This window comes from Actinomycetospora lutea (genome assembly GCF_028737205.1).
Taxonomy (GTDB): Bacteria; Actinomycetota; Actinomycetes; order Mycobacteriales; family Pseudonocardiaceae; genus Actinomycetospora; species Actinomycetospora lutea.
In genome coordinates this window covers 94047-119038 of record NZ_JAQZAL010000013.1, presented here as the reverse complement: position 1 = coordinate 119038, position 24992 = coordinate 94047, and the positions used below count along the sequence as shown (strand labels likewise).

Sequence of the window (24992 nt, the reverse complement as noted above, 5' to 3'; positions counted from 1 at the left end):
CGCCCGCCTCGTCGGTTCTATGTCCGGGCGTAGCGGGAGAGGTAGCGCTCACGCTTGCGCGGATGGATGTTCGCCAGCGTGACGTCGCCGTCGTAGTGGGCGAGCACCTTGCGGTCCATCATCGCGCGCCAGATCGGCGGGAAGAGCGCGACGACGATCATCGAGCCGTAGCCGCTGGGCAGCTGCGGCGACTCCTCGAAGTGCCGCAGCGTCTGGTAGCGGCGCAGCGGGTTCGCGTGGTGATCGCTGTGGCGCTGCAGCTGGTAGAGCAGCAGGTTCGACACGGTGTGGTCGGCGTTCCAGCTGTGCCGCGGGTCGGTGCGCTCGTAGCGCCCGTCGTCGCGCTTCGCCCGCTTCAGACCGTAGTGCTCCAGGTAGTTGACGACCTCGAGCAGCGAGAACCCGACGACCGCCTGCAGCACGAGCCACGGCAGGACGACCCAGCCGAACGCGGCGACCAGCGCCACGAACAGCGCGACCGTCATCGCCCAGGCCACGAGGATCTCGTGGTCGAGCGGGGTGTGACGGCCCTTCGAGCGGCGCTTGTTCTCCAGGTGCCACGACGAGCGCAGGCTGCCCCACACCGTGCGCGGCAGGAACGCCCAGAAGCCCTCGCCGAGCCGTGAGCTCGCCGGGTCCTCCGGGGTGGCGACGCGGACGTGGTGGCCGCGGTTGTGCTCGACGTAGAAGTGCCCGTACGCGGAGCTGGCGAGCGCGATCTTCGAGAGCCAGCGCTCGACGTCCTCGCGCTTGTGGCCCAGCTCGTGGGCGGTGTTGATGGCGACGCCGGAGACGACGCCCATCGTCAGGGCGAGGCCGAGGTCGGCGTGCCAGGCGAGGTCCCACGTGGCCCAGACCCAGCAGCAGAACACGAGGCTCGCGTACTGGATCGGCAGGAACAGGTAGGTGACCCAGCGGTAGTAGCGGTCGGCCTCGAGGCGCTCGCGCTCGGACTCCGGAGGGTTGTCGTCGGTGGCCCCGAAGACCAGGTCCAGGGCCGGGAGCACGATGAACAGGATCATCGGGCCGACCCACCACCAGCCGGCCCACCCCGTGGCGGACACGAGCCCGGCGCCCAGGAACGGCATCGCGGGCATCACGGTGGCCAGGGGCCAGAGGTAGCGCTTGCGGTCACGCCACGGGCGCTGCGATGCACCCTCGGCGTGCTCTTCGCTGGTGATTTCGGTCGTGCTCATGGGCCTGTCTCCCTCGACGCGACGGCTCGCGACCGAGTGTGGAGTGTGGCCCGTTCAGAAACAAGACCCTATTTTTGTCTCAGTTTGGCGTTCGGAGTAGTGCCGTGACGAGGTGGGAGACGCGCTGGCCGACGTCGACGGGGTCGAGGGAGGGGGCGACGACGTGGGAGATGACCAGGCGGACCACGGCGTCGACGGTCTCCTCGACCAGGGTCGGCAGGAGGTCGGGGCGCCGCTGCACCATCCACGTGGCGAGCAGCGAGCGGGCCGACTCCCGGATCGACTCCGAGCGCGAGGTGAGGAACGGCAGCAGCCCGGCGTCGCCCGACCGGCTCCCCGTGAGCACCGCGAGGAGCAGGGGGTTGTCGGCGGCCTCCTCGAGGGTCAGGCGCGTCGCGGCCGCCACGGCGTCGCCGATGTCCTCGTGCTCGGCGAGCGCGGCGCCGATCGCCGTGAAGAACCGCTCGGCCTCGCGCGTCATGAGGGCCTCGCCGAGGCCGTCCTTGTTGCCGAACTCGCGGTAGAGGGTCGGGCGCGAGACCCCGGAGTCGACGGCCACCTCGCCGACCCGCACCCGCTCCCAGCCGCGCTCGACGGTGTGTTCGTGGGCGGTCGTGAGCACGCGCTCGCGCACCTGGCGTCGGAACTCCAGACGCAACGACTCGCCGGTCATGCGATCAGTGTCACGCACTGCAACCGGCGGCGAGCGTGGAGCAGACCGCGGACACCCGGTCGGGCCCGAGGGTCGGCGCGTGGGGCCCAACCTCTTGGTGCTGGTGAAACCTCGCGAGCGGACCAACTGTCACGGCCATCTGATCCGCTGACGTTGCACTGGAGGGAGTCATTTCCTCAGGTGAGCCAACTGGCGAGTAACGACACTGACCGATTGCCGATGAGCGCGCAGACCATCCGGGGTGCGCCTGGTGGTCCACCATCCGGCCGAAGGGGTCCGTGCATGATCGTTCGTCGAGGTCGCCTGCTCCCCAGCGTGATCGTCGGTGCTCTCGTCGCCGGTGCCGTGACCCTCGGTACGGGGGTGGCGTCGGCGGAGCCAATTGGCGTCGACGACCTTCTCGACGGTCAGTGCATCGATCCGGTCACTCGTGAGCCGCGAACAGTCGTCGCCGGGGTGATCCGCGATCTTCTGACCGGGGTGTGCGAGGTCGCGGCCGGAGCGCGAGAGCCTGCGAGCGACGTACCCCCCGCATCGGTCGATCCCGCCCCGACACCGTCGAGCACGCCGACGACCTCCACGACCGCCGCGAGCCCGTCGACATCCGCAACTTCGCAGCCGGTCGCGGGGCCGAGAGCGGCAGCCCCCGTGGCGGCTGCCCGGGCCCCGGTCGCCGTCGTTCCGCCCGCCGCACTCGTCGCACCGGCAGCGGCGCCCGGCGGGCTCGCCGCCACGGTGCCGTTCCTGAGCTTCGGCACGCCGAACCCGGCCCTGCTCCTCGCGCCGCCGGGGAGCCCGCTGCGGACGCTCGCCGGCGCGGACACGGGCTCGCCGGTGACGACCACGAGCGACGTCCAGGCCATGGCGTTCGACAACATGCCCGGCGGGATGGGCACGCCCGCCGTCGTCGGCGTGCTGATCCTCTCGACCCTCGGGGCCTTCGCCCTGCGGTACCGGGTCCTCCGTCGCGCGCGCACGTCCGAGTCGCGGAACGGCTGACGCAAGATCGCGGGCGACCGTCACCGGAACAGCGCTCACGGGCGACGCACCCATGCCGCGTCCTCGGAGATCCACCGTTGTGGAGCGGACGCTCCGGTCAGCGGAACGAACGCTCCACGAACCCGGATCTCGCCGTCGTCGGCGTGTCGCTGCGGCGAGCATGTGGCGATCCTGGCGTCAGACGCCAGCGATGCCGCATCGCTCGCACGGCCGGGCCCCCCATCACCCCGTTCCGACCGAAGGGCCCTTCGCTCAAGCGCCCCGCGCCGCGTCCGTCCCCGCCAGTGCGACCGGCAGGTGCTTGATGCCGTTGACGAAGATGCTGCGCAGGCGGTCGGGCTCGCCGACGACGCGCAGGTCGCGCATGCCGGCGAAGAGCTCGCGGAACATCACCGCGATCTCGCGGCGGGCGAGGTGCGCGCCCAGGCAGAAGTGCGGGCCGTGCGCGCCGAAGCCCTGGTGCGGGTTGGGGGAGCGGCGCAGGTCGAGGGCCTCCGGGTCCGCGAACACGGAGGAGTCTCGGTTCGACGCGCCGTAGACCAGCAGCAGCTTGTCGCCCGCGGACACCGGCACGTCGCCGACGGTCGTGTCCGAGACCACCGTGCGCCGCATCCAGTTGATCGGCGAGGCCCAGCGCACGACCTCGTCCACGGCGGTCGGGGTGACGCCCTCGACGTCGCCCGACCACAGCTCCCACTGCGCGGGGTCGCGGTGCATGCCCCAGACGCCGTGGGTGATCGCGTTGCGCGTGGTCTCGTTGCCCGCGACGCAGAGCAGGATGAAGAACGACGCGATCTCCTGGTGCGTCAGTCGCTCGCCGTCGACGGTCCCGTGCACGAGTGCCGACGTCACGTCGTCCGTGGGCCGGGCCTCCCGGCGAGCCGCCAGCTCCGTCATCAGCGCCGACAGCCCGGCGCCGGCGGCGAGGTAGTCACCGAGCGGGTTGTCCGAGGTCACGTACTCGGGATCGTCGCCGGCGAGGATGACGTTGGAGTGCGCGAAGACCTCGTCGCGGCGGGACTCGGGGATGCCCATCATCTCGCAGATGATCAACAACGGCATCGGGGCGGAGACGTCGCCGACGAGGTCGAACGAGCCGTCGCCCGCCAGGGCCTTCGCGCGCGCCGACGCGATCACCGACCGCGCCACACGCGTCACGTCGTCCAGCAGCGCCTCGGTCCGCCGGGGCGTGAACGCCTGCGCGGCGATGCGCCGGATCTTCGTGTGCCGCGGCGCGTCCATGCTGATCAGCGAGCCGAAGAACTCGCCGGCCTCGGGCGGCAGGTCGAGGATCGACACCGCGCCCCGCCCCGAGCAGAACAGGTCGGGGTGGCGGCTCACGTGCTCGACGTCGGCGTGCCGGGTCACCGCGCGGAACCCCGGCCCCGGCGGGAAGCCGGGGAACTCCGGCTCGGCGAACAGCGGCAGTCCCTCGCCGGCGCGCAGGGCCGCGAACGCCTCGTAGCGCTGCGCCCAGGGGGCCGCCCAGAACTCGCGGTTCCCGAGGTCCACCGAGGAGGCCGTCACCGTTGGCAGGCTGCCAGCAACGGGACGGCGGCGCCACGCGCGGGGACGTGACCGAGGCGACCCCCGAGGGGGTCGTGTTGTGCCCCGTGCCGGGCAGGCGGGAGGATCATCGCCGTGGTGCGGGCTGATCTCGAAGGGTTCTGGCCGAGTCGTCGTGTCGACGCGTTCGACGAGTGGTGTCGCTGAGGGGCAGCACCCCACCGGACGGCGAGCACGATCCGACATCCCCGAGTCACCGACGATGGAGAGCACCTCATGACCGACGCGAGCACCGGCTGGTCGTTCGAGACCCAGCAGGTCCACGCCGGCGCGGCCCCGGACACCGCCACGGGCGCCCGGGCCACGCCGATCTACCAGACGACGTCGTACGTCTTCCGCGACACCCAGCACGGCGCCGACCTGTTCAGCCTCGCCGAGCCGGGCAACATCTACACGCGGATCATGAACCCGACGCAGGACGTGCTCGAGCAGCGCGTCGCCGCGCTCGAGGGCGGGGTGGCCGCCCTCGCGTTCGCGTCGGGCAGCGCCGCCACCACGGCCGCGATCCTCAACATCGCGCAGTCCGGGGACCACTTCGTGTCCAGCCCGAGCCTCTACGGCGGCACGTACAACCTGTTCCACTACACGCTGCCCAAGCTGGGCGTCGAGGTCTCGTTCGTCGAGGACCAGGACGACCTCGAGCAGTGGCGCAACGCGGTGCGGCCGAACACCAAGCTGTTCTTCGCCGAGACGATCGCGAACCCGGGCTCGAACGTCCTCGACGTCGCGGGCGTGGCCGGGGTGGCGCACGAGATCGGCGTGCCGCTGGTCGTCGACAACACCGTGCCGACGCCGTTCCTGCTGCGCCCGATCGAGCACGGCGCCGACATCGTCATCCACTCGGCGACCAAGTACCTCGGCGGGCACGGCACCACGATCGCGGGCGTCGTCGTCGACGGCGGCACCTTCGACTTCGGCGCGCACGGCGACCGCTTCCCCGGCTTCACCGAGCCCGACCCGAGCTACAACGGGCTGAAGTACTGGGAGGCCCTCGGCCCGGGCGCCTACGCCGCGAAGCTGCGCGTCCAGCTGCTGCGCGACACCGGCGCGGCGATCAGCCCGTTCAACGCCTTCCTGATCATCCAGGGCGTCGAGACGCTGTCGCTGCGCCTCGAGCGCCACGTGCAGAACGCGCAGGCCCTGGCCGAGTGGCTCGAGGCGCGCGACGAGGTCGAGAAGGTGTACTACGCCGGCCTGCCGTCCAGCCCCTGGTACGAGGCGGCGAAGAAGTACCTGCCCAAGGGCGTCGGGGCGATCGTCTCGTTCGACCTGCGCGGCGGCGTCGAGGCCGGGCGCGCGTTCGTGGACGGCACCACCCTGCACTCGCAGCTGGTGAACATCGGCGACGTCCGCAGCCTCATCGCCCACCCGGCGTCGACGACCCACAGCCAGCTCTCCGAGAACGAGCAGGAGTCCGCGGGCGTGACCCCGGGCCTCGTGCGCCTCGCCGTCGGCATCGAGAACATCGAGGACCTCAAGGCCGACCTCGAGGCGGGCTTCACCGCGGCGAAGTCGGCCCAGTGAGAGATCTGGCGGCGTGACGGACACAGTGCAGACGGTCCCGGTCCTCCCTCCCGCCACCGGTGCGTGGCGGGAGGGGGACCCGGTCGGTGACCGGCTCTTCCTCGACGTCGGCGCCGTCACCCTCGAGAGCGGCGAGACGATCCCCGACGTGCGCGTCGCGTACGAGACGTGGGGCCGGTTCGACGGGTCGAACGCCGTGCTGGTGCTGCACGCGCTCACCGGCGACAGCCACGTCACGGGGGAGGCGGGGCTCGGGCACCCGACGCCGGGCTGGTGGTCCGGCCTCATCGGGCCGGGCCGGGCCGTCGACACCGACCGCTGGTTCGTCGTCGCGCCGAACGTCCTCGGCGGCTGCCAGGGCACGACCGGCCCGTCGACGCCCGCGCCGGACGGGCGGCCGTGGGGGTCGCGGTTCCCGCGGACGACCGTGCGCGACCAGGTCGTCGTCGAGGAGAAGGTCGCCGACGCGCTGGGCATCGACCGCTGGGCCGCGGTGCTCGGCGGCTCGATGGGCGGCATGCGGGCGCTCGAGTGGGCCGTGATGTACCCGTCGCGGGTGGAGCGGCTGCTGCTGCTGTGCTCGCCGGCGGCGGCGTCGGCGGACCAGATCGCCTGGGCGTCCCCGCAGATCGCCGCGATCGTCGAGGACGCCGGCTGGCACGGCGGCGACTACCACGACCTCGCCCGCGGCGAGGGCCCGCACCGCGGCCTGGGCGTCGCGCGGCGGATCGCGCACAACACCTACCGGACCGCCGAGGAGTACGACACGCGGTTCGCGCGGCGCCCGCAGCCGGGCGAGGATCCGGACGCCGGCGGACGCTTCGCCATGGAGAGCTACCTCGACCACCACGCCGAGAAGCTCGTGCACCGCTTCGACGCCGCCAGCTACGTCGAGCTCACCCGCGCGATGAACGGGCACGACGTCGCCCGCGGGCGGGGGTCATCGGCCGAGGTGCTGGCGGGCGTGACGGCGCGGACGGTCGTCGCGGGGTCGATCTCCGACCGGCTCTACCCGCTGCACCAGCAGGAGGAGCTCGCCGCCCTGATCCCGGGCGCGGGCGAGGTGTGGCGCATCGAGTCGCCGTTCGGGCACGACGCGTTCCTCATCGAGGCGCGCCGGCTCACCGAGATCCTCGGGGAGCTGTTCAGAGCCTGACGGGGTGCTCGACGACCTCGTGCAGCAGGGCGTGCACGGTCTCGTCGGCGAGGCGGTAGCGCACGACCCTCCCGGCGCGCTGCGTGGCGACGAGCCCCTGGGCGCGTAGCAGCCGCAGCGCCTGGGAGGTCGTGGTGTCCTTGAGCCCCGCGGCCACGGCGAGGTCGGACACGCAGATCTCGCCGGCGGCGTGGATGCAGAGCAGCAGCGTCAGGCGCGTCGGGTCGGCGAGCAGCGCGAAGCGGGTGACCCACGCGTGCATGGTCTCGCCGCTCGGCAGGGCGGCGATCGCCTCGCACACACCGTGGTTCTCGTTCAGCGCGCGGTGGCGCTGCTCGAGACGGGCGGCGTCCTCCGACGTGCCGTCCGGGGGTTCGGTGAGGTGCACCGAACCATGGTGTCATCCTCACGCCGCTGCCGGTCGGCGGCACGGATCACGGCAGGAGGTTCCCGGGTGACCGGACCGACCGGGCTGGCCACGCGGAAGACCACCCCGGACCTCGCGCGCGGGCTCCTGCTCGTCCTCATCGCGGTGGCGAACGCGCACCTCTACCTGGTCGACCGCCCCATCGGCTACCGCGGCTACCCCGCCGGGCTCAGCGGCGCCGACGCCGTCGTCGCCGTGGTGCAGATGGTGCTCGTCGACGGGCGGGTCTTCCCGTTGTTCGCCGCGCTGGTCGGCTACGGCGTCGCGCGGCTGGCCGAACGGGCGCCGGAGGCGGTGGTGCGCCGGCGCGGGCTGGTGCTGATCGGGATCGGGGCGCTGCACGGCCTGCTGCTGTTCCCCGGCGACATCATCGGCGCCTACGGGCTGGTGATCCTGCTGATGGCGCCGGCGGTCGCCGTCGGGGCGTCCTCGTCACGGGGTCTGCTGGCGGTCGCCGGCGCGATCGCCGCGTTCGCGGTGCTGCTCTCGTCCGGCGCGAGCGGGCCGCAGGGGGTCCCGACGGTGCCGTCGATCGCGGCGCCGACCCTCGGCGCGTTCCTCGCCGCCCACCCGACGGAGTGGCTCGCGACCACGATCTTCTCCGCGCTGCTCACGGCGCCCGCGGTGCTGGTGGGCGTCGTGATCGGGCGCTCGGGGACCCTCGACGACCCGGCCGCTCACCGGCGCCGGCTCGCCCTGTGGGCGGTCGGCGGGCTGCTCGCCGGCGTCGCGCTGGGGCTGCCGCTCGCGCTCGCCGTGGCAGGGTGGTGGGCACCGACGGGCGCGGTCGGCGCGGTGGTCGCGGCCGCGCACGTCGCCGGCGGGTACGCGGGCGCGCTCGGCCTGCTCGGGCTCATGGGGCTGCTGGGCAGCGTGTCCTGGCCGGGGCGGGACCTCGTCGCGGCGGCGGGGACGTGGTCGATGACGCTGTACCTGTCGCAGTCGGTGGTGTTCGTGGCCGTGTTCGCGACGATCGCCGGCGGGCGGGGGTCCACGGCGAGCCTGACCACGGCGACGCTGGTGGGGCTCGCGACCTGGCTCGTCGGCGTGCTCGTCGCGGGCCTGCTCGCCCGCGGCGGGCACCGCGGCCCCTTCGAGCTGCTCGTGCGGCGCCTGACCTATCCGCGGGCCGCACCCGGCTAGGCCGTTGGGGTGATGGGCCCAGGTCTCTTCTCGGCCCGCGTTCGGCTTCCTACGTTGCTCCCCATGACCATGTCATCGGCGCGGCGAGGGTCCGCGAGGCCGGGCCTGCTGGCGCGGCACCCGGTCGTGGCGTTCTTCGTCATGGCCTACGCGTTCTCGTGGATCGTGTGGTCGCCGTGGGTGCTCGGGCAGGACGGCGCCGGGCTGCTGCCGGTGCGGATCGATCCCGGACTGGTCGGCTACCTCAACGCGGCGGCGATCCTCGCCGGCCCGACCGTGGCCGGGCTGGTCATGGCGACGGTGACCGGCGGTCGCGGCGGGGTCCGCGCCCTGCTCGCGCGCCTCGTGCTGTGGCGGGTCCCGCCGGTCTGGTACCTGGTCGCGCTCGTCGGCGTCCCGGTGATCATGCTGCTGGGCACGATGGTCTACGCGGGCACCGCGCCGTCGTCCGGCGCCCTCGGTGGTCCCTCCTACCTGCTGAGCTACCTCGTCTCGTTCGTGCTGGTGACGGTCCTGGGCGGTCCGCTGTTCGAGGAGATCGGCTGGCGCGGGTTCGCCCTGCCGCACCTGCAGCGCTCGCTCGGTCCGCTCGGGGCCTCGCTGCTGCTCGGGGTGCTGTGGGCCCTGTGGCACCTGCCCGAGTTCCTCGTCCCGTCGTGGGCGGCATCCTCCGGCGGCGGCGGGCTGTCGGGCATCGTGCTGTTCACGATCACGGCGGTCACGTTCACCGTCGTCATCACCTGGGTCTTCAACAACACCCGGGCGAGCGTGCTGCTCGCGGTCCTCGTGCACTCCTCGATCGACACCTTCACCGGCACCCTGGGCGCGATCTTCCCGCCCGAGGCCGTGGCCAGCGCGTTCCCGTACATGATCGGCTTCGGGGTCGTCGCGCTCGTCCTGATCGCCGTGACCCGGGGCCGGTTGGGCTACCGACGTCTCGAGGAGACCGCTGACGTGCCGTGACCGTGCCGGAGCCGCCGGTCACGGCCTCCGGCGCGGTCTCGACCCGCATCCGGCGGCGTGCCACCGTGATCACGTGGACCTCGGGGGGCGACGGTCGAGCGCGGCGACGCGCACCCTGCGCCTGGCCCTGGTCGCGCTCGTCGGCGCGGTGGTGCTGTGCGCGGCGATCGAGATGGTGCTGCTCGTCGGCAGCCCGGAGGGTCCGTACGGCGTCCTCGTGCTGCTCCCGCTCACCGGCGTCGTGTACGCGGGGGTCGGGGCGGTGGCGTGGGCGCGGCGCCCGAGCAACCGGACCGGCGCGATCCTCGTCGCCGGCGGGCTCGCGTGGCTCGCGGCGGCCCTCGTCAACACCCTCGTCCCGGCGCTGATCGCCGTCGGCCAGATCACGGCCTGGATCCCGATCGCGATCGTGCTGCACGCGCTGCTCGCGTTCCCGTCCGGGCGCCTGGGCGCCCCGGGCCCGCGGGCGCTGGCGGCGGCCGGCTACCTCGTCGCGGTCCTGCCGCAGCCCGCGCGCTACGCGTGGCGGCGCCTGGCCCCGCCCTACGACCCGCTGGTCGTCGCCGACCGGCCCGACCTCGCGGCGGCGGCGACGCTGGCCCAGACCGTGGCGGCCACCGCCCTGCTCGCGGTGGTGGCCGCGGTGCTGGTGCGGCGCCTGGTCGTCGCCGACCGCGACCGCCGCCGGGCCCTGCTGCCGGTGTACGCCTACGGCGCGGTGGCGGTCCTGGGCATCTCGGTGCTCAGCGCGCTCACCCGCTACGCCGGCGCCGACCCCCTGCTCGCCCCCGTGCTGCAGCTGCTCGCGCAGGCCGGGGTGCCGGTGGCCTTCGCGGCGGCGATGCTCCGCGGTGGGTTCGCGCGCACCGGGGAGCTCCAGGAGCTGGCCGCCTGGCTGGCCCGTCCCGGGCGCGAGGGCGATCTGCGCGGCGCGCTGGCCCGCGCGCTCGGCGACGAGTCCCTGCGGCTCGCGTTCCCGGTGGAACGCCCCGAGGGGCCTGGCGGGTCGTGGGTCGACGAGGCCGGCACCCCGGTGACGCTCCCGCCGCCGGGCGGGGACCGGGTGGCCGTCCCCGTCGTGCTGGGGGAGCGCGAGGTGGCCGTCGTGATCCACGACCGCGCGCTGCACCCCGACCCCGAACCGGTGCGCGCGGCCGGCAGCATCGTCGCGCTCGCCGCGGACCGGGAGCGGCTGACCGCCGACCTGCTCGCCAGCCGGGAGGACCTGCGGGCCTCGCGCGCCCGCCTCGTCACCTCCGGCGACCGGGAACGCCGTCGGCTCGCCCGCGACCTGCACGACCGCCTGCAGAGCCGGCTGGTGCTGCTGGGCGTCGCCGCGTCGCACGCCTCGGTGGCCGAGGAGGGGTCGCTGGCCGCCGTGCGCCGGGGGATCGAGGACGCGGTCACCGAGCTGCGCGACCTCGTGCAGGGGGTGCTACCGGCGCTGCTGATCGAGCGGGGCCTGGTCGCGGCGGTCGAGGATCTCGCGGAGCGCAGCCCGCTGCCGCTCGTGCTGACGGCCGAGACGGGCGCGGACGACGACCTCCTGCCGGCGGTCGAGAGCACCGCCTACCACGTGGTCGTCGAGGCGGTCACCAACGCGGTCAAGCACGCCGGGGCCACGAAGGTCGCCGTGGACGTCGCCCGGGTGGCCGACCGGCTGCGTGTCGAGATCGCCGACGACGGGGTCGGCGGCGCGGAGCCCGGCCGGGGCGCCGGCCTGCGCGGCGTCGCCGACCGGGCCGGGGCGCTGGGCGGGGCCGTGGCGCTCGACAGCGCCGAGGGGCGGGGGACCCGGCTGGTCCTGGAGGTGCCGTGCGGGTCGTGATCGGCGAGGACGAGGCCCTGCTGCGCGAGGGTCTCGTCCTGGTGCTGGAGCGGTCCGGGATCGCGGTGGTGGGCAGCGCCGGGGACGCCGACGAGGTCGTCGCGCTCACCCGGCAGTGCCGGCCCGACGTGCTCGTCACCGACATCCGGATGCCGCCGACCGGCACCGACGACGGGCTCCGCGCCGCGGTGCGCGTCCGCGCCGAGGTGCCGGGCACCGCGGTCGTCGTCCTGTCCCAGCACGTCCAGCGCCGCTACGCGCGCGAGCTGCTCGGGGACTCCGCGGCGGGTGTGGGCTACCTGCTCAAGTACCGGATCGCCGACGGCGCGGGGTTCTGCGACGACCTCCGCCGCGTCGCCGCGGGCGGCACGGCGCTCGACCCCGAGGTCGCCGCGGCGATGATGTCCCGCCGCGACGACGTCATCGCCGACCTGGGCCCCCGCCGGCGGCAGGTCCTCGCCCTCATCGCCGAGGGCCGCACCAACAGCGGGATCGCCCGCCGGCTCGGCATCAGCGAGAAGGCCGTGGTGGCGCACTCGTCCGGGATCTACGACGCCCTCGGGCTGGCGGTGACCGACGACGACCACCGCCGCGTCCTGGCCGTCGTCCGTTACCTCACGTGCTGACGGTTATGCCGAACGAGTGATGCTCGCCGCCGTCGGACCAAGGGGCGACCACACTGGGCGACCCGTGGCGTCACCAGCCGCGGAGAACAGGAGACCCGCAGAGGAGATCGCGATGCCCGCCATCGAGCACCGGAACATGGGCGCGCCCGACGAGACCCGGACGCCCGACAAGACCACCCTCGAGGTCGTGCAGCTGGGCGACGCCAGCGTCGCCCGCCTCACCCTCCAGCCGGGATGGCGGTGGTCGGAGTGCATCCGTCCGGTGGTCGGCGGGGAGAGCTGCCAGGCGGCGCACCTGGGCTACCTGGTGTCGGGCACGATGCACATCGTCGCCGACGACGGCACCGAGGCGGACATCACGGGGGGCGAGACCTACCGGCTCACGCCCGGCCACGACGCCTGGGTGGTCGGTGACGAGCCCGCCATCGGCCTCGAGTTCGAGACCAAGACCGCCGAGACCTACGCCCGCAGCTGACCTGGTCATGTGAGCGGACTTCGGGGCTATAGCCCCGAAGTCCGCTCACATAGGGTCGGGTCGTGAGGGAGCTGCCGCCGCCCGTGCGCTGGTGGGGACGTCCCTTCGGCGAGGCCCGGCTGCACCTCGAACTGACCCGCCTGCTCCTGTCCGGCGTCTGGCGCGGCGAGGACGTGCCCCACGGCACCGGCGCACCCGTCCTGCTCGTGCCGGGGTTCCTCGCCGGCGATCTCTCCCTGGCCGTCCTGCACGACTGGCTGCGCCGCATCGGCCACCGCTCCTACCGGTCGGGCATCGCCTGGAACGTCGACTGCTCCGAGGCCGCCGTGCGCCGCCTCGAGCGCCGTCTCGAGGAGGTCGCCGACCGGGCCGGCGCGCCCGTGACCCTGATCGGGCACAGCCGCGGCGGCCTGTTCTCCCGCGCGCTCGCCGCCCGGCGTCCCGACCTGGTCCGGCGGGTCGTGACCCTCGGCAGCCCGCTGGCCTCCCAGCTCGACGCGTCGGTCCTGACCCTCGCCGCGGTCAGCGGGGCGCGGGTCGCGCAGAACCTCGTCCGCCCGCACCGGCCGCACTGCCTGACCGTGCGCTGCCCCTGCGCCTTCTCCGCGGACCTGGTCGCCCCGGCGCCGCCGCCCGTCGTCGCGATCTGGAGCGCGCAGGACGGCATCGTGCGCCCCTCCTCGTGCCGCCCCGACGACGCCGAGGGGATCGAGGTCCGCGGCAGCCACGTCGGGCTGGGCGTGAACGTCGAGGTCTACCGCCGGCTGGCCGAGATCCTCGTGCGACCGTGACCACCGTTTGGATCAGCAGGGCGCCGGGCACTGGACCGGCATGACCGCGTGGACCCCCGCCGACATCGGCGACCAGTCGGGCCGCACCTTCGTCGTGACCGGCGCCAACTCCGGGATCGGCCTCGAGGCCTCCCGCGACCTCGTCCGGGCCGGCGCGCGCGTCGTGCTCGCCGTGCGCGACACCGAGAAGGGCGCGCAGGCCGCCGCCGAGATCGGCGCGGGTGCGCGCGGCACCACCGACGTCCGCCGCCTCGACCTCGCCGACCTCGCCTCGGTGCGCGCCTTCGTCGCCGACCTCGACGGCCCGGTCGACGTGCTGATCAACAACGCCGGGCTGATGGCGGTCCCGGAGCGGCGCACCGCCGACGGCTTCGAGATGCAGGTCGGCACGAACTTCCTCGGCCACTTCGCCCTCACCGGCCTGCTGCTCGACGTCCTCACCGACCGCGTGGTGACGCTGTCGAGCGTCGCCCACCGCCTGGGCAGCATCGACCTCTCCGACCTCAACTGGCGCCGCCGCCGCTACCAGCGCTGGCTCGCCTACGGGCAGTCGAAGCTCGCCGACCTCATGTTCGCCTACGAGCTCGAGCACCGGTTCGTCGCCGCCGGCTCGCCGCTGCGCTCGATGGCCGCGCACCCCGGCTACAGCGCCACCAACCTGCAGAGCCGCACCGAGTCGGTGCAGGACGCGGTGATGGGCGTGTTCAACAAGATCGTCGCGCAGGGGCCGGCGATGGGCGCCCAGCCGACGCTCTACGCGGCGACCATGCCCGACCTGCCCGGCGGCACCTTCGTCGGCCCGAGCGGGTTCCAGGAGATCTCCGGGCCGCCGGTGCCGGTCGGGTCGACGGTCGCCTCGCACGACCGCGAGACCCAGGCCGGGCTGTGGGACCTCGCGGTCGAGCTCACCGGGGTGACGCCGCGCATCCGCGCCGGCGCGCGGTCCTGAGCACCGCCCTCGAGGCGCCGCTGGCGCAGCTGCAGCGCTGCGTCGACGACGACCTCGCGCTCGCCCCGGTGCACGCCGTCGTCGGCGCGCGCCTGCGGGCGATCACGCCCGGTCGCGCCGTGGCCACCGTGCCCGCGCCCGACGTCGGTGATCTCGACGCCGGGGGTCTCGACGCGGCGCTCTGGCTGCTCGCCGACTTCGTCTCCGGGCTCGCGGTCACCGGCACGCTGGCCGCGGGGGAGCGGATCACGACGCTGCGGCTGACGGTGCACGTCCTGCCACGGCATGCCGTGACGGGCGGACTGCACGGCGTCGGCACCCTCGACGAGAAGGCCGACGGCCCCGGGAGCACGGCCCTGAGCACCGCGGTGATCACCGACGAGGCCGGGCGGACGGTCGCGCGCGCGGTCGGGCGCAACGCCGTGCTGGCCGACGAGGTGGCCACGGCGACCCGGCCCGGAGCCGCGCCGGACTGGTCCGAACCGCCCCGGCGCGCCGCCGACCTCGTCGTCGACGGCGCGCCGCCGGACCCCCTCGCGGTCAACTACGCGGGCGTCGTGCAGGGCGGCGTCCTCGCGTCGCTGCCCGTCGCGGCGCTCGGCGACGTGCTCGGCGGGCCCCCGGACGAGGCGACGGCGACGTTCCTGCGCGCCGTGCCCGCCGACGGCCGCGCGGTGCACGTCACCACCGAGGTCGAGCACGGCGGGCGGCGCCTGCGCAGCGGCCGCGCCGTGCTGCGCAGCGCCGGCAGAGGGGACCGCGACCGCACCGTGCTGACCGTGACCGGCCTGCGCTATGCCGCCGGCGGGTGACGTTCCTCCCGGCGACGCACGGCGGCCCGCATGATGAGGTGGCGCGGTGAGCGTGACCGTGGTCGGCATCGGTGCCGAGGGCTGGCCCGGGCTGGGTGAGCCCGCCCGCCGGGCCCTCGAGAAGGCCGACGTCGTGCTCGGCGCGCCCCGCCAGCTCGCGCTGCTGCCCGCGCTGTCGGCCGAGCAGGTCACGTGGCCCACGCCGCTGGTGCCCGCGCTACCCGGCCTGCTCGCCGAGCACGCCGACCGGGAGCTCGCCGTCCTGGCCAGCGGCGACCCGACGTTCTACGGGATCGGATCGTCGGTCCTCGCGCACGACCCGACCGCATCGGTGATCCCGGCGCCGTCCTCGGCCGCGCTCGCCTGCGCCCGCCTGGGCTGGGCCGCCCAGGACGTCGAGGTGCTCTCGACGGTCGGGCGCCCGCTCGCCGCCGTCCGCGCGGCCCTGGCTCCGCGCCGGCGCCTGCTCGTGCTCGTCCCCGACGGCGAGGCGCCCGCCGCGCTCGCCGCCGCCCTCACCGCCTGGGGCTACGGCGCGGCGACCCTGACCGTGCTGGCGTCCCTCGGGGCTCCCGGGGAGAGCCGGGTCGACGGCCGCGCCGACGCCTGGGCCCACCCGGCCGGCGACCCGCTCGCCGTCGTCGCCGTCGCGTGCCCCTCGGCTCCGCAGGACGCGCTGCTCGGGCGCGCGCCCGGCCTGCCCGACGACGCCTACGCCCACGACGGCCAGCTGACGAAGGCCGAGGTCCGCGCGCTGACCGTCGCCGCGCTGCGCCCGGTGCCCGGCGCGCTGCTCTGGGACGTCGGGGGCGGGGCGGGCAGCGTCGGCATCGAGTGGATGCGCCACCACCCGGCGTGCCGCGCGGTCAGCGTCGAGGTCCGCGAGGACCGGGCCGCGCGCATCAGCGCCAACGCCGGGACCCTGGGCGTGCCCGGGCTGCGCGTGGTGGTCGGGCGGGCCCCGGAGGCGCTCGCGACGCTCGACCCGCCCGACGCCGTGTTCGTGGGCGGCGGTGCCTCGGCACCCGGCATGCTGGACGCCGTGTGGGCGGCGCTGCGCCCCGGCGGGCGCCTCGTGGTCAACACCGTCACCGTCGAGGGCGAGGCGGCGCTCGTCGCGTTCCGGAGCGCGCACGGCGGGGCGCTGCGCCGGATCGGCGTCGAGCGCGTCGCCCCGGTCGGGCGCTTCGGCGGCTGGCGGGCGCTGGCCGGCGTGACCCAGCTGATCCACCGGAAGGACGCCTGAGTGACCGTCCGCTTCGTCGGTGCCGGCCCCGGCGCCCCCGACCTCATCACCGTGCGGGGGCTGCGGGCGCTCGCCACCAGCCCCGTCTGCCTCTACGCCGGCTCGCTCGTACCCGAGGAGCTGCTGGGGCAGTGCCCGCCGCACGCGCACAAGGTCGACACGGCGCGGATGACCCTCGACGAGATCACCGCCGAGCTCGTCGCCGCCCACGAGGCCGGGCACGACGTGGCCCGCCTGTGCTCCGGCGACCCGGCGGTGTTCTCCGCGGTCGCCGAGCAGACCCGCCGCCTCGACGCCGCCGGCGTGCCGTGGGAGATCGTGCCCGGCGTCCCGGCCTTCGCGGCCGCCGCGGCGGCGCTGCGCACCGAGCTGACCGTGCCCGGCGTCGGGCAGTCCGTGGTGCTCACGCGCGACGCGGCGAACGCGACGCCGATGCCGGCGGGGGAGTCGCTCGACGTGTGGGCGGCGGCGGGCGGGACGCTGGTGCTGCACCTGGCCGTGCAGCGCTGCGCCGCGGTGGTGGAGGCGCTCCGGAGGCACCGCCCGGCGTCCGAACCGGTCGCGGTCGTGGCGCGGGCGTCCCGCGACGACGAGGTGGTGCTGCGGGGGACCCTCGCCGACATCGCCGAACGGGTCGAGGCCGCCGGGGTGCTGCGCACCGCCGTGATCGTCGTCGGCCCCGTGGTCGGCGTCGCCGAGGGCTGCGACTCGCACCTCTACTCCGCGACGCGCGCCCGGCCGTGAGCCGCCGGGTCCTCGTGCTCGGCGGCACGGCCGAGGCGCGCGAGCTCGCGACGCGGCTCGCCGGGCGCGGCGACGAGGTCACGACCTCGCTCGCCGGGCGCACGCGCCACCCGCGTCTGCCCGGCGGCGAGGTGCGCACCGGCGGCTTCGGCGGCGTCGACGGGCTCGCCGCGGCGCTCGGCGACGTCGACGTGCTCGTCGACGCGACCCATCCCTTCGCGGCGACGATGACCGCGCACGCGGCGGCCGCGGCGGCGCGCACCGGGACGCCGCTGCTCGTGCTGCGCCGGCCGGGCTGGACCGCCGGGCCGGGGGAACGGTGGACGCGGGTGCCCTCGCTCGCGTCGGCGGCGCGCGCGATCCCGGCGGGCGCGCGGGTCCTCCTCGCCACCGGCCGCCAGGGTGTCGAGGCGTTCGTCGACGTCAACGCCTGGTTCCTCGTGCGCGCGATCGAGGCGCCCGGCGTGCTGCCGGCGCGCGCCGAGCTGGTCCTCGCCCGCGGCCCGTTCGCCCTCGACGACGAGCGCGCCCTGCTCGACCGCCACGCCATCACCGTCGTCGTCGCCAAGGACTCCGGCGGCCCCACCGAGGCCAAGCTCGTCGCGGCGCGCGAGCGGGCGCTGCCGGTGCTGCTCGTGGACCGCCCGCCGCTCCCGGACGGTGTGGACGTCGTGACCTCGGTCGAGGCGGCGCTCTCGAGGACGGCGCCCTAGAACGCCAGCCCGACCGCGAGGATCGCGGCGACGACGAGCAGCAGCACGAGGTCGCGGCGCCCGGGACGCTGGTCGGGGCCGGCGATGGCGCCCAGCCCGCCGCGCGCCGTGATCGCCTCGCCGGTCTCCGCGGCCCGGCGGGCGGCCATCGCGCAGGCGAGCATCGCCGTCCGCACCCCCTGGCGGAGCTGCTCGCGGGCCGGGACGGTCGCGCGTCTCACGGGGCGGCGCTGGCCCAGCAGCAGCCAGGCGGTGCGCCCCTCGGCCAGCAGCAGCGGCACGAGGCGCAGGCCCAGCGCGATCCCCGTCGCCGGCGTCCGCAGCGGGATCCGCAGGCGCCGCCCGGCCCGGACCACGCGCTCGAGCAGCGGCGGGAACGCGCCGAGCGGCGTGGTGGCCACGAGCAGCGCCGCCCCGAGCAGCGAGACCAGCGTGGTCGCGAGGAACAGCACGACCCGTTCGAGCCCGCCGATGCTGAGCTCGGTGCCGAGCACGTCGACCAGGGGCGGACGCGTGCCGAGCGTCGACAGCACGATCGCTGGCAACCACAGCAGCAGCCAGCGCGGCGGGCGCGGGACGGCGCCCCGGGGCAGGCGGGCCGCCACCGCGCCGACCAGCAGCACCGCGGTCGCGGCGCCCAGCGTCGGCCAGGTCGGATCGATGAACAGCGCCCCGGCGACCCCGACCAGCGCCGCGATCTTCGTGCCCGCCCAGGCCCGGTGCAGCGGCGACGGCCGGGGCAGCGTGCGCACCGCACCGAGGGCGCCGCGGACCCGGCGCTCGGGTGCGGCGCGGTCGACCGGCGAGGTCCCCACCAGCGACGCCGGGCCGTGCACGACCCCGTCCTCGACGCGCAGGACGGCGTCGGCGAGGTCGGCCACCGGCGCGGTGTCGTGGGTGACGATCACGAGCGTGGTGCCGGCCGCGCTGGCGGCGCGCAGGGCCTCGCGCACCGCGCTCGCCGCGTCGGCGTCGAGGCCCGCGAGCGGCTCGTCGAGCACCAGCACGCGCGGCCCGGCCCCGAGCAGCCCCGCGAGCAGGACGCGGCGCTGCTCGCCGCCGGAGAGCTCGTCGACGGGGCGGTCGCGGTAGACGGCCGGGTCGAGCCCGAGCGCGGCGAGCGTGGTGTCGGCGGTGCGCGGGCCGACGCCGGCGGCGTCCTCGACCTCCTCGCCGACGGTGGGGCGCAGCAGCGCCGGGCGGGCGTGCTGGACCGCGAGCAGCGCCCCGTCGCGCCCGTTGCGCAGCGGCGCGCCGTCGAGCGTGACGGTGCCGCGCGCCGGGGTGGCGAGCCCGGCCAGGAGCCACGCGAGGCTCGTCTTGCCGGCGCCGTTCGGGCCGGTGACAAGCACCGTCCGCCCGGCGGGGATGCGCAGGTCCACGCCGTGCAGCACGGGGCGCCGCCACGGCGTGCCCGCGTCGTGGACGACGTCGACCCCGCGCAGGCGCACCGCTCCCCCCGATGGCGGGCGGGGCGGGCCCCACGAGCCCGGCGCGGACGCGGGCGGCAGGTCGGGTCCGGGCAGCGCGACGGTGACGTCCGCCGAGCCGGGGTCGTGGTGGGTGATGTGCAGGGCCGCGACGCCCTCGGTGCGCGTGAGGCTGCGCAGCAGGTCGGTGACCTCGGCGCGGCCGTCCGGGTCGAGCATCGCGGTGCTCTCGTCGCTGACCACGACCGCCGGGCGCCGGGCGAGCAGCGCGGCGACGGCGAGGCGCTGGAGCTCGCCGCCCGAGAGCGTCGCCGTCTCGCGGTCCCCGGCGCCCTCGAGCCCGACGCGCGCGAGCAGCTCGTCGACCGGCACGGGATCGCCGGGCGGGAGGCCCCAGCGCAGGTCGTCCGCGGCGCGCACGCCGAGCACCTGGCTGTCGGGGCGCTGGAACACCATCCCCGTCCCGCCGACCACGCCGAGCCCCGCGTCCCCGGGCCGCTCGGCGGTGCCGCCGGTCGGCGGGCGTCCGGCGACCACGCGCCCGAGCGTCGACTTGCCGGCCCCGTTGGGCCCGGTGACCACGGCGAACGTGCCGGCGTCGAGGTCGAGGTCGACCGACGGGCCCGACGGCAGCACCACGCCGCGCAGGTGCAGCGGCAGCGGGGCGACCGGGTCGGTGCCCCGGCGGGTCGGCAGGCGCCCGGCGAGGTCGGTGGGCAGCAGCCGCTGCACCGCGCACAGCGGGCGCGCCAGGACGAGGGCCGCGATCGCCACCCCGAGCAGCGTGCTGACCACGGCCAGCGCGGGCAGGGTCACCCACCAGTAGTCGGTGATCGCCTGCACCGCGCGGTCGCCGTCGGCGACGAAGCCGGGAGCGACGCCGCGCAGCAGGCGCGCGATCCCGCCCCACGAGGTGCGCAGCTGGTCGAGGACGAGCTCGCGGTAGTCGGCGAGCAGGGCCAGCAGGAGCATCCCGACCGCCGAGGTCGGCAGGGCGAGGACGAGCACCCCGGTCAGCGCGGTGCGCACGGTCGACCACCCTCGCCGCGTCCCGACCCCCAGCAGCCAGCCCAGCGACGCGGCCGTCGCCGCGGCCCCGGCGGGCCCCACGCCGCCGGTCAGGAACGCGACCACCACCGCGACCAGCACCCCGATCGGCCCGGCCCGCCCGGGCCGGCGTGCGGACAGCACCGCCGCCGGGAAGGCGGCGATCACCGTGCCCAGCGGGCCGATGGGGAACAGGCGGGTCAGGACGCAGACCACCGCGACGAGGTCCCCGAGGGCCGCCGCCTCGGCGAGCTCGACCGCGTCGAGGGGCCGGCGCGGAGGCGACCGGCGGAAGCGCCGCACGCGTCGAGTATGCCCGCCCCAATCTGTCGGTTGACGCTAACGAAAGCTATGACTAACGTTAGCGTCGTTCCGCACACCACCACCGAGGAGATCACCATGGGCCGGCCCGTCGCCTACTTCGAGATCACCAGCACCGCCCCCGAGAAGATCCGCGACTTCTACACCGCGCTGTTCGGGTGGACCGCCCACGCCGACCCCTCCATGGAGGGCTACGCGATGGTCGACACCGGCGCCGGGCCGGACGCCGTCGGTGGCGGCATCGGCCCCTCGCAGGCCCCCGGCGACACCGGCGTGAAGATCTACGTGCGGGTCGACGACCTCGAGGAGGAGCTCGCGCGGGCCGGCGAGCTGGGCGCCGAGACCCTCGCGCCCCCGATGGACCTGCCCGAGGGCTACGGGCGCATCGCGGTCGTCGCCGACCCCGACGGCAACCCCGTCGGCCTCTGGGCATGAGCACCGAGCGCCGCGTCCTCGTCGCGCTCTGGGGCGCGGCGCTCGAGACCGCCCGTCAGCTCGTCCACAGCTCACCCCGAGGAGGAACCGTGTCCCGCGTCCTGTTCCAGGTCGTCCACTACCCCAAGCCCGAGTACCGCGACGACATGCTGGAGGCGATGTCGGTCATCCGCGAGACGTCGGCGCGCATCGACGGGCTCGACGAGATCGGCGCGTTCGAGGAGCCCGACCGCTCCCGCATCGTCGCCATCTCGGTGTGGGCCTCGCCCGAGGCCCTGCAGGCCGGCGCCGCCGAGCTGTTCGCCTCCATCGCCGACCTCCCGTTCGACGTCTGGGAGACGCGCCCCGCCGAATCCGCGACCCTCACCCAGGTCGCCTGACACGATCGTGTCCATGGCTGACGATCGGTGGCTGTGCCTGGGCGGGCTCCAGCACGCCTGGGTGGTGACCAGCTGGGACAGCGGCAACGAGTTCATGGCCGCCGACGAGCTGTTCTGCCCGACCTGCGGACGCCTCGTCGCCCGCGACCGGCCCGACCAGGACTGGAACTGGATCCCGCTCGAGGGCGATCAGCCGTAGCGGCGTGGCGTGTAGACCGTGCCCGGCGCGGGCCAGCGCGACGTCGACGCCCCGACGATGAGCAGGGTCCGCATGTCGACCTCGGCGGGCACCAGGTCGGCCAGCCGCACCACGCGCACCGACTCCTCGGGGCCGTCGACGTCCCGGCCGACCACCACCGGCGTCGACGGGTCGCGGTACTTGAGCAGCAGATCGCGGGCGGCCTCGACCTGCCAGGTCCGCGAGCGCGACGCCGGGTTGTACAGCGCGATCGCCATGTCGGCGTCGGCCACCGCGGCGAGCCGGCGCTCGACGACGTCCCACGGCTTGAGCCGGTCGGACAGCGAGATCATCGCGTAGTCGTGGCCCAGCGGGGCGCCGACGCGGGCGGCGACGGCCTGGGCCGCCGACACGCCGGGCACGACGCGCACGGGCACGTCGGGGTAGTCGGCGGCGGCGACCTCGACCACCGCCGACGCCATCGCGAACACCCCGGGGTCGCCGGACGACACCACGGCCACGCGCCGTCCGCCGCGGGCGAGGTCGAGGGCGAAGGCGGCGCGCTCGGACTCGACCTTGTTGTCCGAGCCGTGCACCCGCTGGCGGGGGTTGGGGGGGACCCGCGCGGTGTAGGTCGTGTAGCCGACGACGTCCTCCGCGGCGGCGAGGGCCGCGGCCGCCTCCGGGGTCAGCCGCTCGCGGGCGCCGGGACCGAGCCCGACGACGACGACCTCGCCGCGCCGGGTCCCGTCGATGGCCGCCGCGGTCTCGGCCCGCGCGGTCGGCTTGGTCTGTGCGTGCACCCGCGACGGGACCAGCCCGACGCTGAAGTAGGGCACCGAGGCCGGGTCGACGTCGGCGAGCGGGGCCGTGCGCTGGTCCGCGGTCGAGGCGCGCTCCACGTAGTGCGCCTCGTCGAGCCGGCCCGACGTCGCGAGGGCGGCGCGCACGCCGGTGAACGTGCGCCCGAGCTTCATCACCGCGGCGGCGTCGGTCGCGGCGAGGCGGGCGGCGAGCTCGTCGGGCGGCAGCGTGCCGGGCAGCACCGTGAGCACCTCGTCGCGCTCCACCAGCGGGCGACCGAGTGCGGCCGCCGCTGCGGCCACCGAGGTCACCCCGGGCACGACCTCGGTGGGGTAGCGGTCGGCGAGGCGCTTGTGGAGGTGCATGTAGGAGCCGTAGAAGAACGGGTCGCCCTCCGCGATCACCACGACGTCGCGGCCGGCGTCCAGGTGCGCGGCCAGGCGGGCGGCGGCCTCGGCGTAGAAGGCGTCGAGCCGGCCCTGGTAGTCGTCGGTCTCCTCGGTCGTGACCGGGTAGGTGAGCTGCTCCTCGACCTGCTCGCCGAGGTACGCCGCGACGATCGCCCGCGCGTTCGAGCGGCCGTGCCGCGCGCAGTGGTAGGCGACGACGTCGGCGCCGCGGACGAGGTCGACCGCGCGCACGGTCATGAGCGAGGGGTCGCCCGGGCCGACGCCCACGCCGTAGAGGGTGCCGGTCACGCGCCGGCTCCGGGGGTCGAGCTCCGCTGCGCTGCGTCTCCCGCTCCGAGGGCCAGCGCGTTCACGGCACCCACCGTCATCGCCGAGCCGCCGCGGCGGCCGTGCACCACGACGTGCTCCAGCCCGGCGGGGTGGGCCACCAGCGCCGCCTTCGACTCCATCGCCCCGACGAACCCGACGGGCAGCCCGAGCACGACCGCGGGCCGCGGCGCGCCGTCCTCGATCATCTCGAGCAGCCGGAACAGCGCGGTCGGGGCGTTGCCGATCGCCACGACGGCGCCGTCGAGGTGTTCGCGCCACAGGTCCAGGGCGGCGGCGCTGCGGGTGGTGCCCGCCGCCGCGGCGAGGTCGGGCACACGCGGGTCGTTCAGCGTGCACAGCACCGCGTTGCCCGCGGGCAGGAAGCGCCGGGTGATCCCGCTGGCCACCATCTCCGCGTCGCAGAGCACGGGGGCGCCCGCGCGCAGGGCGCGGTGCGCGGCGGCGATCGCGCCGGGGGAGACCTCGGTGTCGGCGGCCAGGTCGACCATCCCGCACGAGTGGATCATGCGGATGACGGCGTCGTGGGCGTCGGCGGGCAGGTGCGCGAGGTCCGCCTCGGCGCGGATGATCGCGAACGACCGCCGGTAGATCTCCGGTCCGTCGGCGATGTAGGAGGGGACGGCGGACGATCTCGTCCCCGTTCCCGTCGGACCGGCGCTCACGGGCACACCTTCCCTGCTCGGACGATCGTGCGATAGGTGCCGCCGGGCGTGCCCTCCACCACGGCCACGGGGCCGGCCGGCGTGCCGCAGGCCCGCGCGCAGCCGACCCAGTGGGCGGGCAGCGACCCCCCGGCGCGCCCTGCGGCGACGGCGCGGGCGAGGTCGCCGCGGACGTCGGTGTGCGACTTCGCGCAGCGGGGCGCGCCGACGCAGGCCGAGAGCGTCGACCACGGCGACGGCCCCGTCTCGACGAGTCCCGCGAGGCGCCGGCGGGCGTCGGCGGGCGCATCGCGCAGGACCACCGTGCGCCAGGGCGTCACGCGCAGCACCGCGCCGGCGTCGCCGAGCTCGGCGAGCACCGCGGCGGTGCTCGTGTCGACCTCGCCCAGTCGCGGGAGGACCTCGAGGGTCTCGTCGCACTCCGGGGCCGCGATTACTGGCTGGTATCGCTCGCTCGGCGAGCGATACCAGCCAATAACCGCCTCCGCGACGGCGGCGGCGCCCACCTCGGCCACGCGCCAGGCGTCACCGCGCACGGCGAGGAAGGCCTCGACGGCGGCGAGGGCGAGGGCGGCGGGCTCCCCGGTCAGCCCGGTGGGGGTACCGGCGAGGTGGAGGGTCCCGCCGAGGACGACCGTCACGTCGGCGTCGAGCCCGAGCACGTCGCCGGAGCCGTCGTCGAGCGCGACGAGCAGGCGTCCGGGCACGTCGGTGCGCCCGCGCAGGGCGTCGGCGACCGTCCGGGCCGGCGCGTCGAGGGCCGGCGAGCGCGGGGACGCCACGACGCTGCACGGGACGTCGCGGCCCCGGGCGTCCAGCAGGGGAGCGGCGCCGCCGACCCGGGAGAGCGCGGCGGCGAGATCGTCGGCACCCTGGTCCGACAGGCCCCGTACCTGCCACGATCCCCGGGAGGTCACCTCCAGCGGAGCGGTGCCGGCAGCCGTGCCAGCGGCACGGGCCAGCAGGCGCAGCTCCGCGGGTGCGATCGCCCCGCCCACCGGGCGGAACCGTGCGAGCGCGCCGTCGGCGGCCTCGTGGCGCCGCCAGGCACCGGGGCACGCGTCCGGACGGTCGCGGACCGCGGCCGGCGAGGCGGCGTCACGTCGTCGGGCTGCGGACATCCGTGACAGAGTAAGGGTGTTAAGCCCTCAACATCTATCTAGG

The 24992-nt window shown here is 75.6% G+C and carries 25 protein-coding genes; 17 read left to right on the top strand and 8 right to left on the bottom strand.

From position 1 onward, the window contains the following. Positions 1–17: 17 nt before the first annotated feature. Both PHK61_RS15995 and PHK61_RS15990 read right to left on the bottom strand, forming a co-directional pair. A complete protein-coding gene (locus PHK61_RS15995; protein WP_274281987.1) occupies positions 18–1196 on the bottom strand; it encodes an alkane 1-monooxygenase in 1179 nt (392 codons plus the stop codon). 79 nt (positions 1197–1275) lie between these two features. Further along, the gene (locus PHK61_RS15990; RefSeq protein ID WP_274281986.1) at positions 1276–1869 is read right to left on the bottom strand and encodes a TetR/AcrR family transcriptional regulator; all 594 of its coding nucleotides are present in this window, start codon (positions 1867–1869) and stop codon (positions 1276–1278) included. A 648-nt stretch (positions 1870–2517) separates the two neighbouring features. Between PHK61_RS15990 and PHK61_RS15985 the strand changes: the two genes are divergently transcribed. After that, entirely contained in the window at positions 2518–2868 is a 351-nt protein-coding gene (locus PHK61_RS15985) for a hypothetical protein (protein WP_274281985.1), read from the top strand. A 252-nt stretch (positions 2869–3120) separates the two neighbouring features. Here the strand turns inward: PHK61_RS15985 and PHK61_RS15980 are convergent, their stop codons facing one another. Beyond that, positions 3121–4395, bottom strand: coding sequence for a cytochrome P450 (locus tag PHK61_RS15980; protein WP_274281984.1), 1275 nt, complete (start codon positions 4393–4395; stop codon positions 3121–3123). 255 nt (positions 4396–4650) lie between these two features. Between PHK61_RS15980 and PHK61_RS15975 the strand changes: the two genes are divergently transcribed. Together PHK61_RS15975 and metX are read left to right on the top strand one after the other, a co-directional pair. After that, positions 4651–5958 carry a bifunctional o-acetylhomoserine/o-acetylserine sulfhydrylase gene (locus tag PHK61_RS15975; RefSeq protein WP_274281983.1) on the top strand — a complete coding sequence of 436 codons (1308 nt, stop codon included), beginning with the start codon at positions 4651–4653 and terminating at the stop codon, positions 5956–5958. A 13-nt stretch (positions 5959–5971) separates the two neighbouring features. After that, positions 5972–7114, top strand: a complete 1143-nt coding sequence (gene metX, locus PHK61_RS15970; protein WP_274281982.1) for a homoserine O-acetyltransferase MetX — start codon at positions 5972–5974, stop codon at positions 7112–7114. Here metX and PHK61_RS15965 read toward each other — a convergent pair. Next, on the bottom strand, positions 7104–7376 hold the full coding sequence (locus PHK61_RS15965) for an ArsR/SmtB family transcription factor (protein ID WP_274282047.1): 273 nt from the start codon (positions 7374–7376) through the stop codon (positions 7104–7106). The genes metX and PHK61_RS15965 overlap by 11 nt on opposite strands. A gap of 192 nt (positions 7377–7568) precedes the next feature. Between PHK61_RS15965 and PHK61_RS15960 the strand changes: the two genes are divergently transcribed. The 11 genes from PHK61_RS15960 (at position 7569) to PHK61_RS15910 (ending at position 17831) form a co-directional block, all read left to right on the top strand. After that, entirely contained in the window at positions 7569–8684 is a 1116-nt protein-coding gene (locus PHK61_RS15960; RefSeq protein WP_274281981.1) for a DUF418 domain-containing protein, read from the top strand. A gap of 63 nt (positions 8685–8747) precedes the next feature. Further along, on the top strand, positions 8748–9647 hold the full coding sequence (locus PHK61_RS15955) for a type II CAAX endopeptidase family protein (protein WP_274281980.1): 900 nt from the start codon (positions 8748–8750) through the stop codon (positions 9645–9647). A 73-nt stretch (positions 9648–9720) separates the two neighbouring features. Next, entirely contained in the window at positions 9721–11475 is a 1755-nt protein-coding gene (locus tag PHK61_RS15950; RefSeq protein WP_274281979.1) for a sensor histidine kinase, read from the top strand. Continuing rightward, on the top strand, positions 11463–12101 hold the full coding sequence (locus PHK61_RS15945; RefSeq protein ID WP_274281978.1) for a response regulator transcription factor: 639 nt from the start codon (positions 11463–11465) through the stop codon (positions 12099–12101). The genes PHK61_RS15950 and PHK61_RS15945 overlap by 13 nt, the downstream gene beginning before the upstream one ends. Positions 12102–12213: 112 nt before the next feature. Continuing rightward, the gene (locus PHK61_RS15940) at positions 12214–12576 is read left to right on the top strand and encodes a cupin domain-containing protein (protein WP_274281977.1); all 363 of its coding nucleotides are present in this window, start codon (positions 12214–12216) and stop codon (positions 12574–12576) included. A gap of 62 nt (positions 12577–12638) precedes the next feature. Beyond that, positions 12639–13367 carry an alpha/beta hydrolase gene (locus PHK61_RS15935; protein WP_274281976.1) on the top strand — a complete coding sequence of 243 codons (729 nt, stop codon included), beginning with the start codon at positions 12639–12641 and terminating at the stop codon, positions 13365–13367. 40 nt (positions 13368–13407) lie between these two features. Further along, positions 13408–14316, top strand: coding sequence for an oxidoreductase (locus PHK61_RS15930; RefSeq protein WP_274281975.1), 909 nt, complete (start codon positions 13408–13410; stop codon positions 14314–14316). Next, a complete protein-coding gene (locus PHK61_RS15925; protein ID WP_274281974.1) occupies positions 14253–15128 on the top strand; it encodes a PaaI family thioesterase in 876 nt (291 codons plus the stop codon). Before PHK61_RS15930 ends, PHK61_RS15925 begins: the two co-directional genes overlap by 64 nt. 46 nt (positions 15129–15174) lie before the next feature. Next, positions 15175–16374, top strand: a complete 1200-nt coding sequence (gene cbiE / locus PHK61_RS15920) for a precorrin-6y C5,15-methyltransferase (decarboxylating) subunit CbiE (protein WP_274281973.1) — start codon at positions 15175–15177, stop codon at positions 16372–16374. Beyond that, positions 16375–17118, top strand: a complete 744-nt coding sequence (cobM, locus tag PHK61_RS15915; RefSeq protein ID WP_274281972.1) for a precorrin-4 C(11)-methyltransferase — start codon at positions 16375–16377, stop codon at positions 17116–17118. Beyond that, positions 17115–17831, top strand: a complete 717-nt coding sequence (locus PHK61_RS15910; protein ID WP_274281971.1) for a cobalt-precorrin-6A reductase — start codon at positions 17115–17117, stop codon at positions 17829–17831. Before cobM ends, PHK61_RS15910 begins: the two co-directional genes overlap by 4 nt. On the opposite strand, the gene PHK61_RS15905 is transcribed toward PHK61_RS15910, so the two are convergent. Continuing rightward, positions 17828–20611: a DUF2232 domain-containing protein gene (locus PHK61_RS15905; RefSeq protein ID WP_274281970.1), complete on the bottom strand. Its 2784-nt coding sequence runs from the start codon at positions 20609–20611 to the stop codon at positions 17828–17830. The two genes, PHK61_RS15910 and PHK61_RS15905, sit on opposite strands and share 4 nt — an antisense overlap. 48 nt (positions 20612–20659) lie before the next feature. On the opposite strand from PHK61_RS15905, the gene PHK61_RS15900 reads away from it, so the two are divergent. Genes PHK61_RS15900 through PHK61_RS15890 form a run of 3 tightly spaced genes read left to right on the top strand, consistent with a single transcriptional unit; the run spans position 20660 to position 21643 of the window. Continuing rightward, the gene (locus tag PHK61_RS15900) at positions 20660–21064 is read left to right on the top strand and encodes a VOC family protein (protein WP_274281969.1); all 405 of its coding nucleotides are present in this window, start codon (positions 20660–20662) and stop codon (positions 21062–21064) included. After that, positions 21061–21444 carry a hypothetical protein gene (locus PHK61_RS15895; protein WP_274281968.1) on the top strand — a complete coding sequence of 128 codons (384 nt, stop codon included), beginning with the start codon at positions 21061–21063 and terminating at the stop codon, positions 21442–21444. Before PHK61_RS15900 ends, PHK61_RS15895 begins: the two co-directional genes overlap by 4 nt. Positions 21445–21457: 13 nt before the next feature. After that, a complete protein-coding gene (locus PHK61_RS15890) occupies positions 21458–21643 on the top strand; it encodes a hypothetical protein (RefSeq protein WP_274281967.1) in 186 nt (61 codons plus the stop codon). Here the strand turns inward: PHK61_RS15890 and PHK61_RS15885 are convergent. The 3 genes from PHK61_RS15885 to PHK61_RS15875 are packed head-to-tail and all read right to left on the bottom strand — an operon-like array spanning position 21634 to position 24949. Next, positions 21634–23124 carry a precorrin-2 C(20)-methyltransferase gene (locus PHK61_RS15885; protein WP_274281966.1) on the bottom strand — a complete coding sequence of 497 codons (1491 nt, stop codon included), beginning with the start codon at positions 23122–23124 and terminating at the stop codon, positions 21634–21636. The two genes, PHK61_RS15890 and PHK61_RS15885, sit on opposite strands and share 10 nt — an antisense overlap. Further along, the gene (locus tag PHK61_RS15880) at positions 23121–23828 is read right to left on the bottom strand and encodes a precorrin-8X methylmutase (protein WP_274281965.1); all 708 of its coding nucleotides are present in this window, start codon (positions 23826–23828) and stop codon (positions 23121–23123) included. The genes PHK61_RS15885 and PHK61_RS15880 overlap by 4 nt, the downstream gene beginning before the upstream one ends. After that, positions 23825–24949, bottom strand: coding sequence for a precorrin-3B synthase (locus PHK61_RS15875; RefSeq protein ID WP_274281964.1), 1125 nt, complete (start codon positions 24947–24949; stop codon positions 23825–23827). The genes PHK61_RS15880 and PHK61_RS15875 overlap by 4 nt, the downstream gene beginning before the upstream one ends. Positions 24950–24992 lie beyond the last annotated feature (43 nt).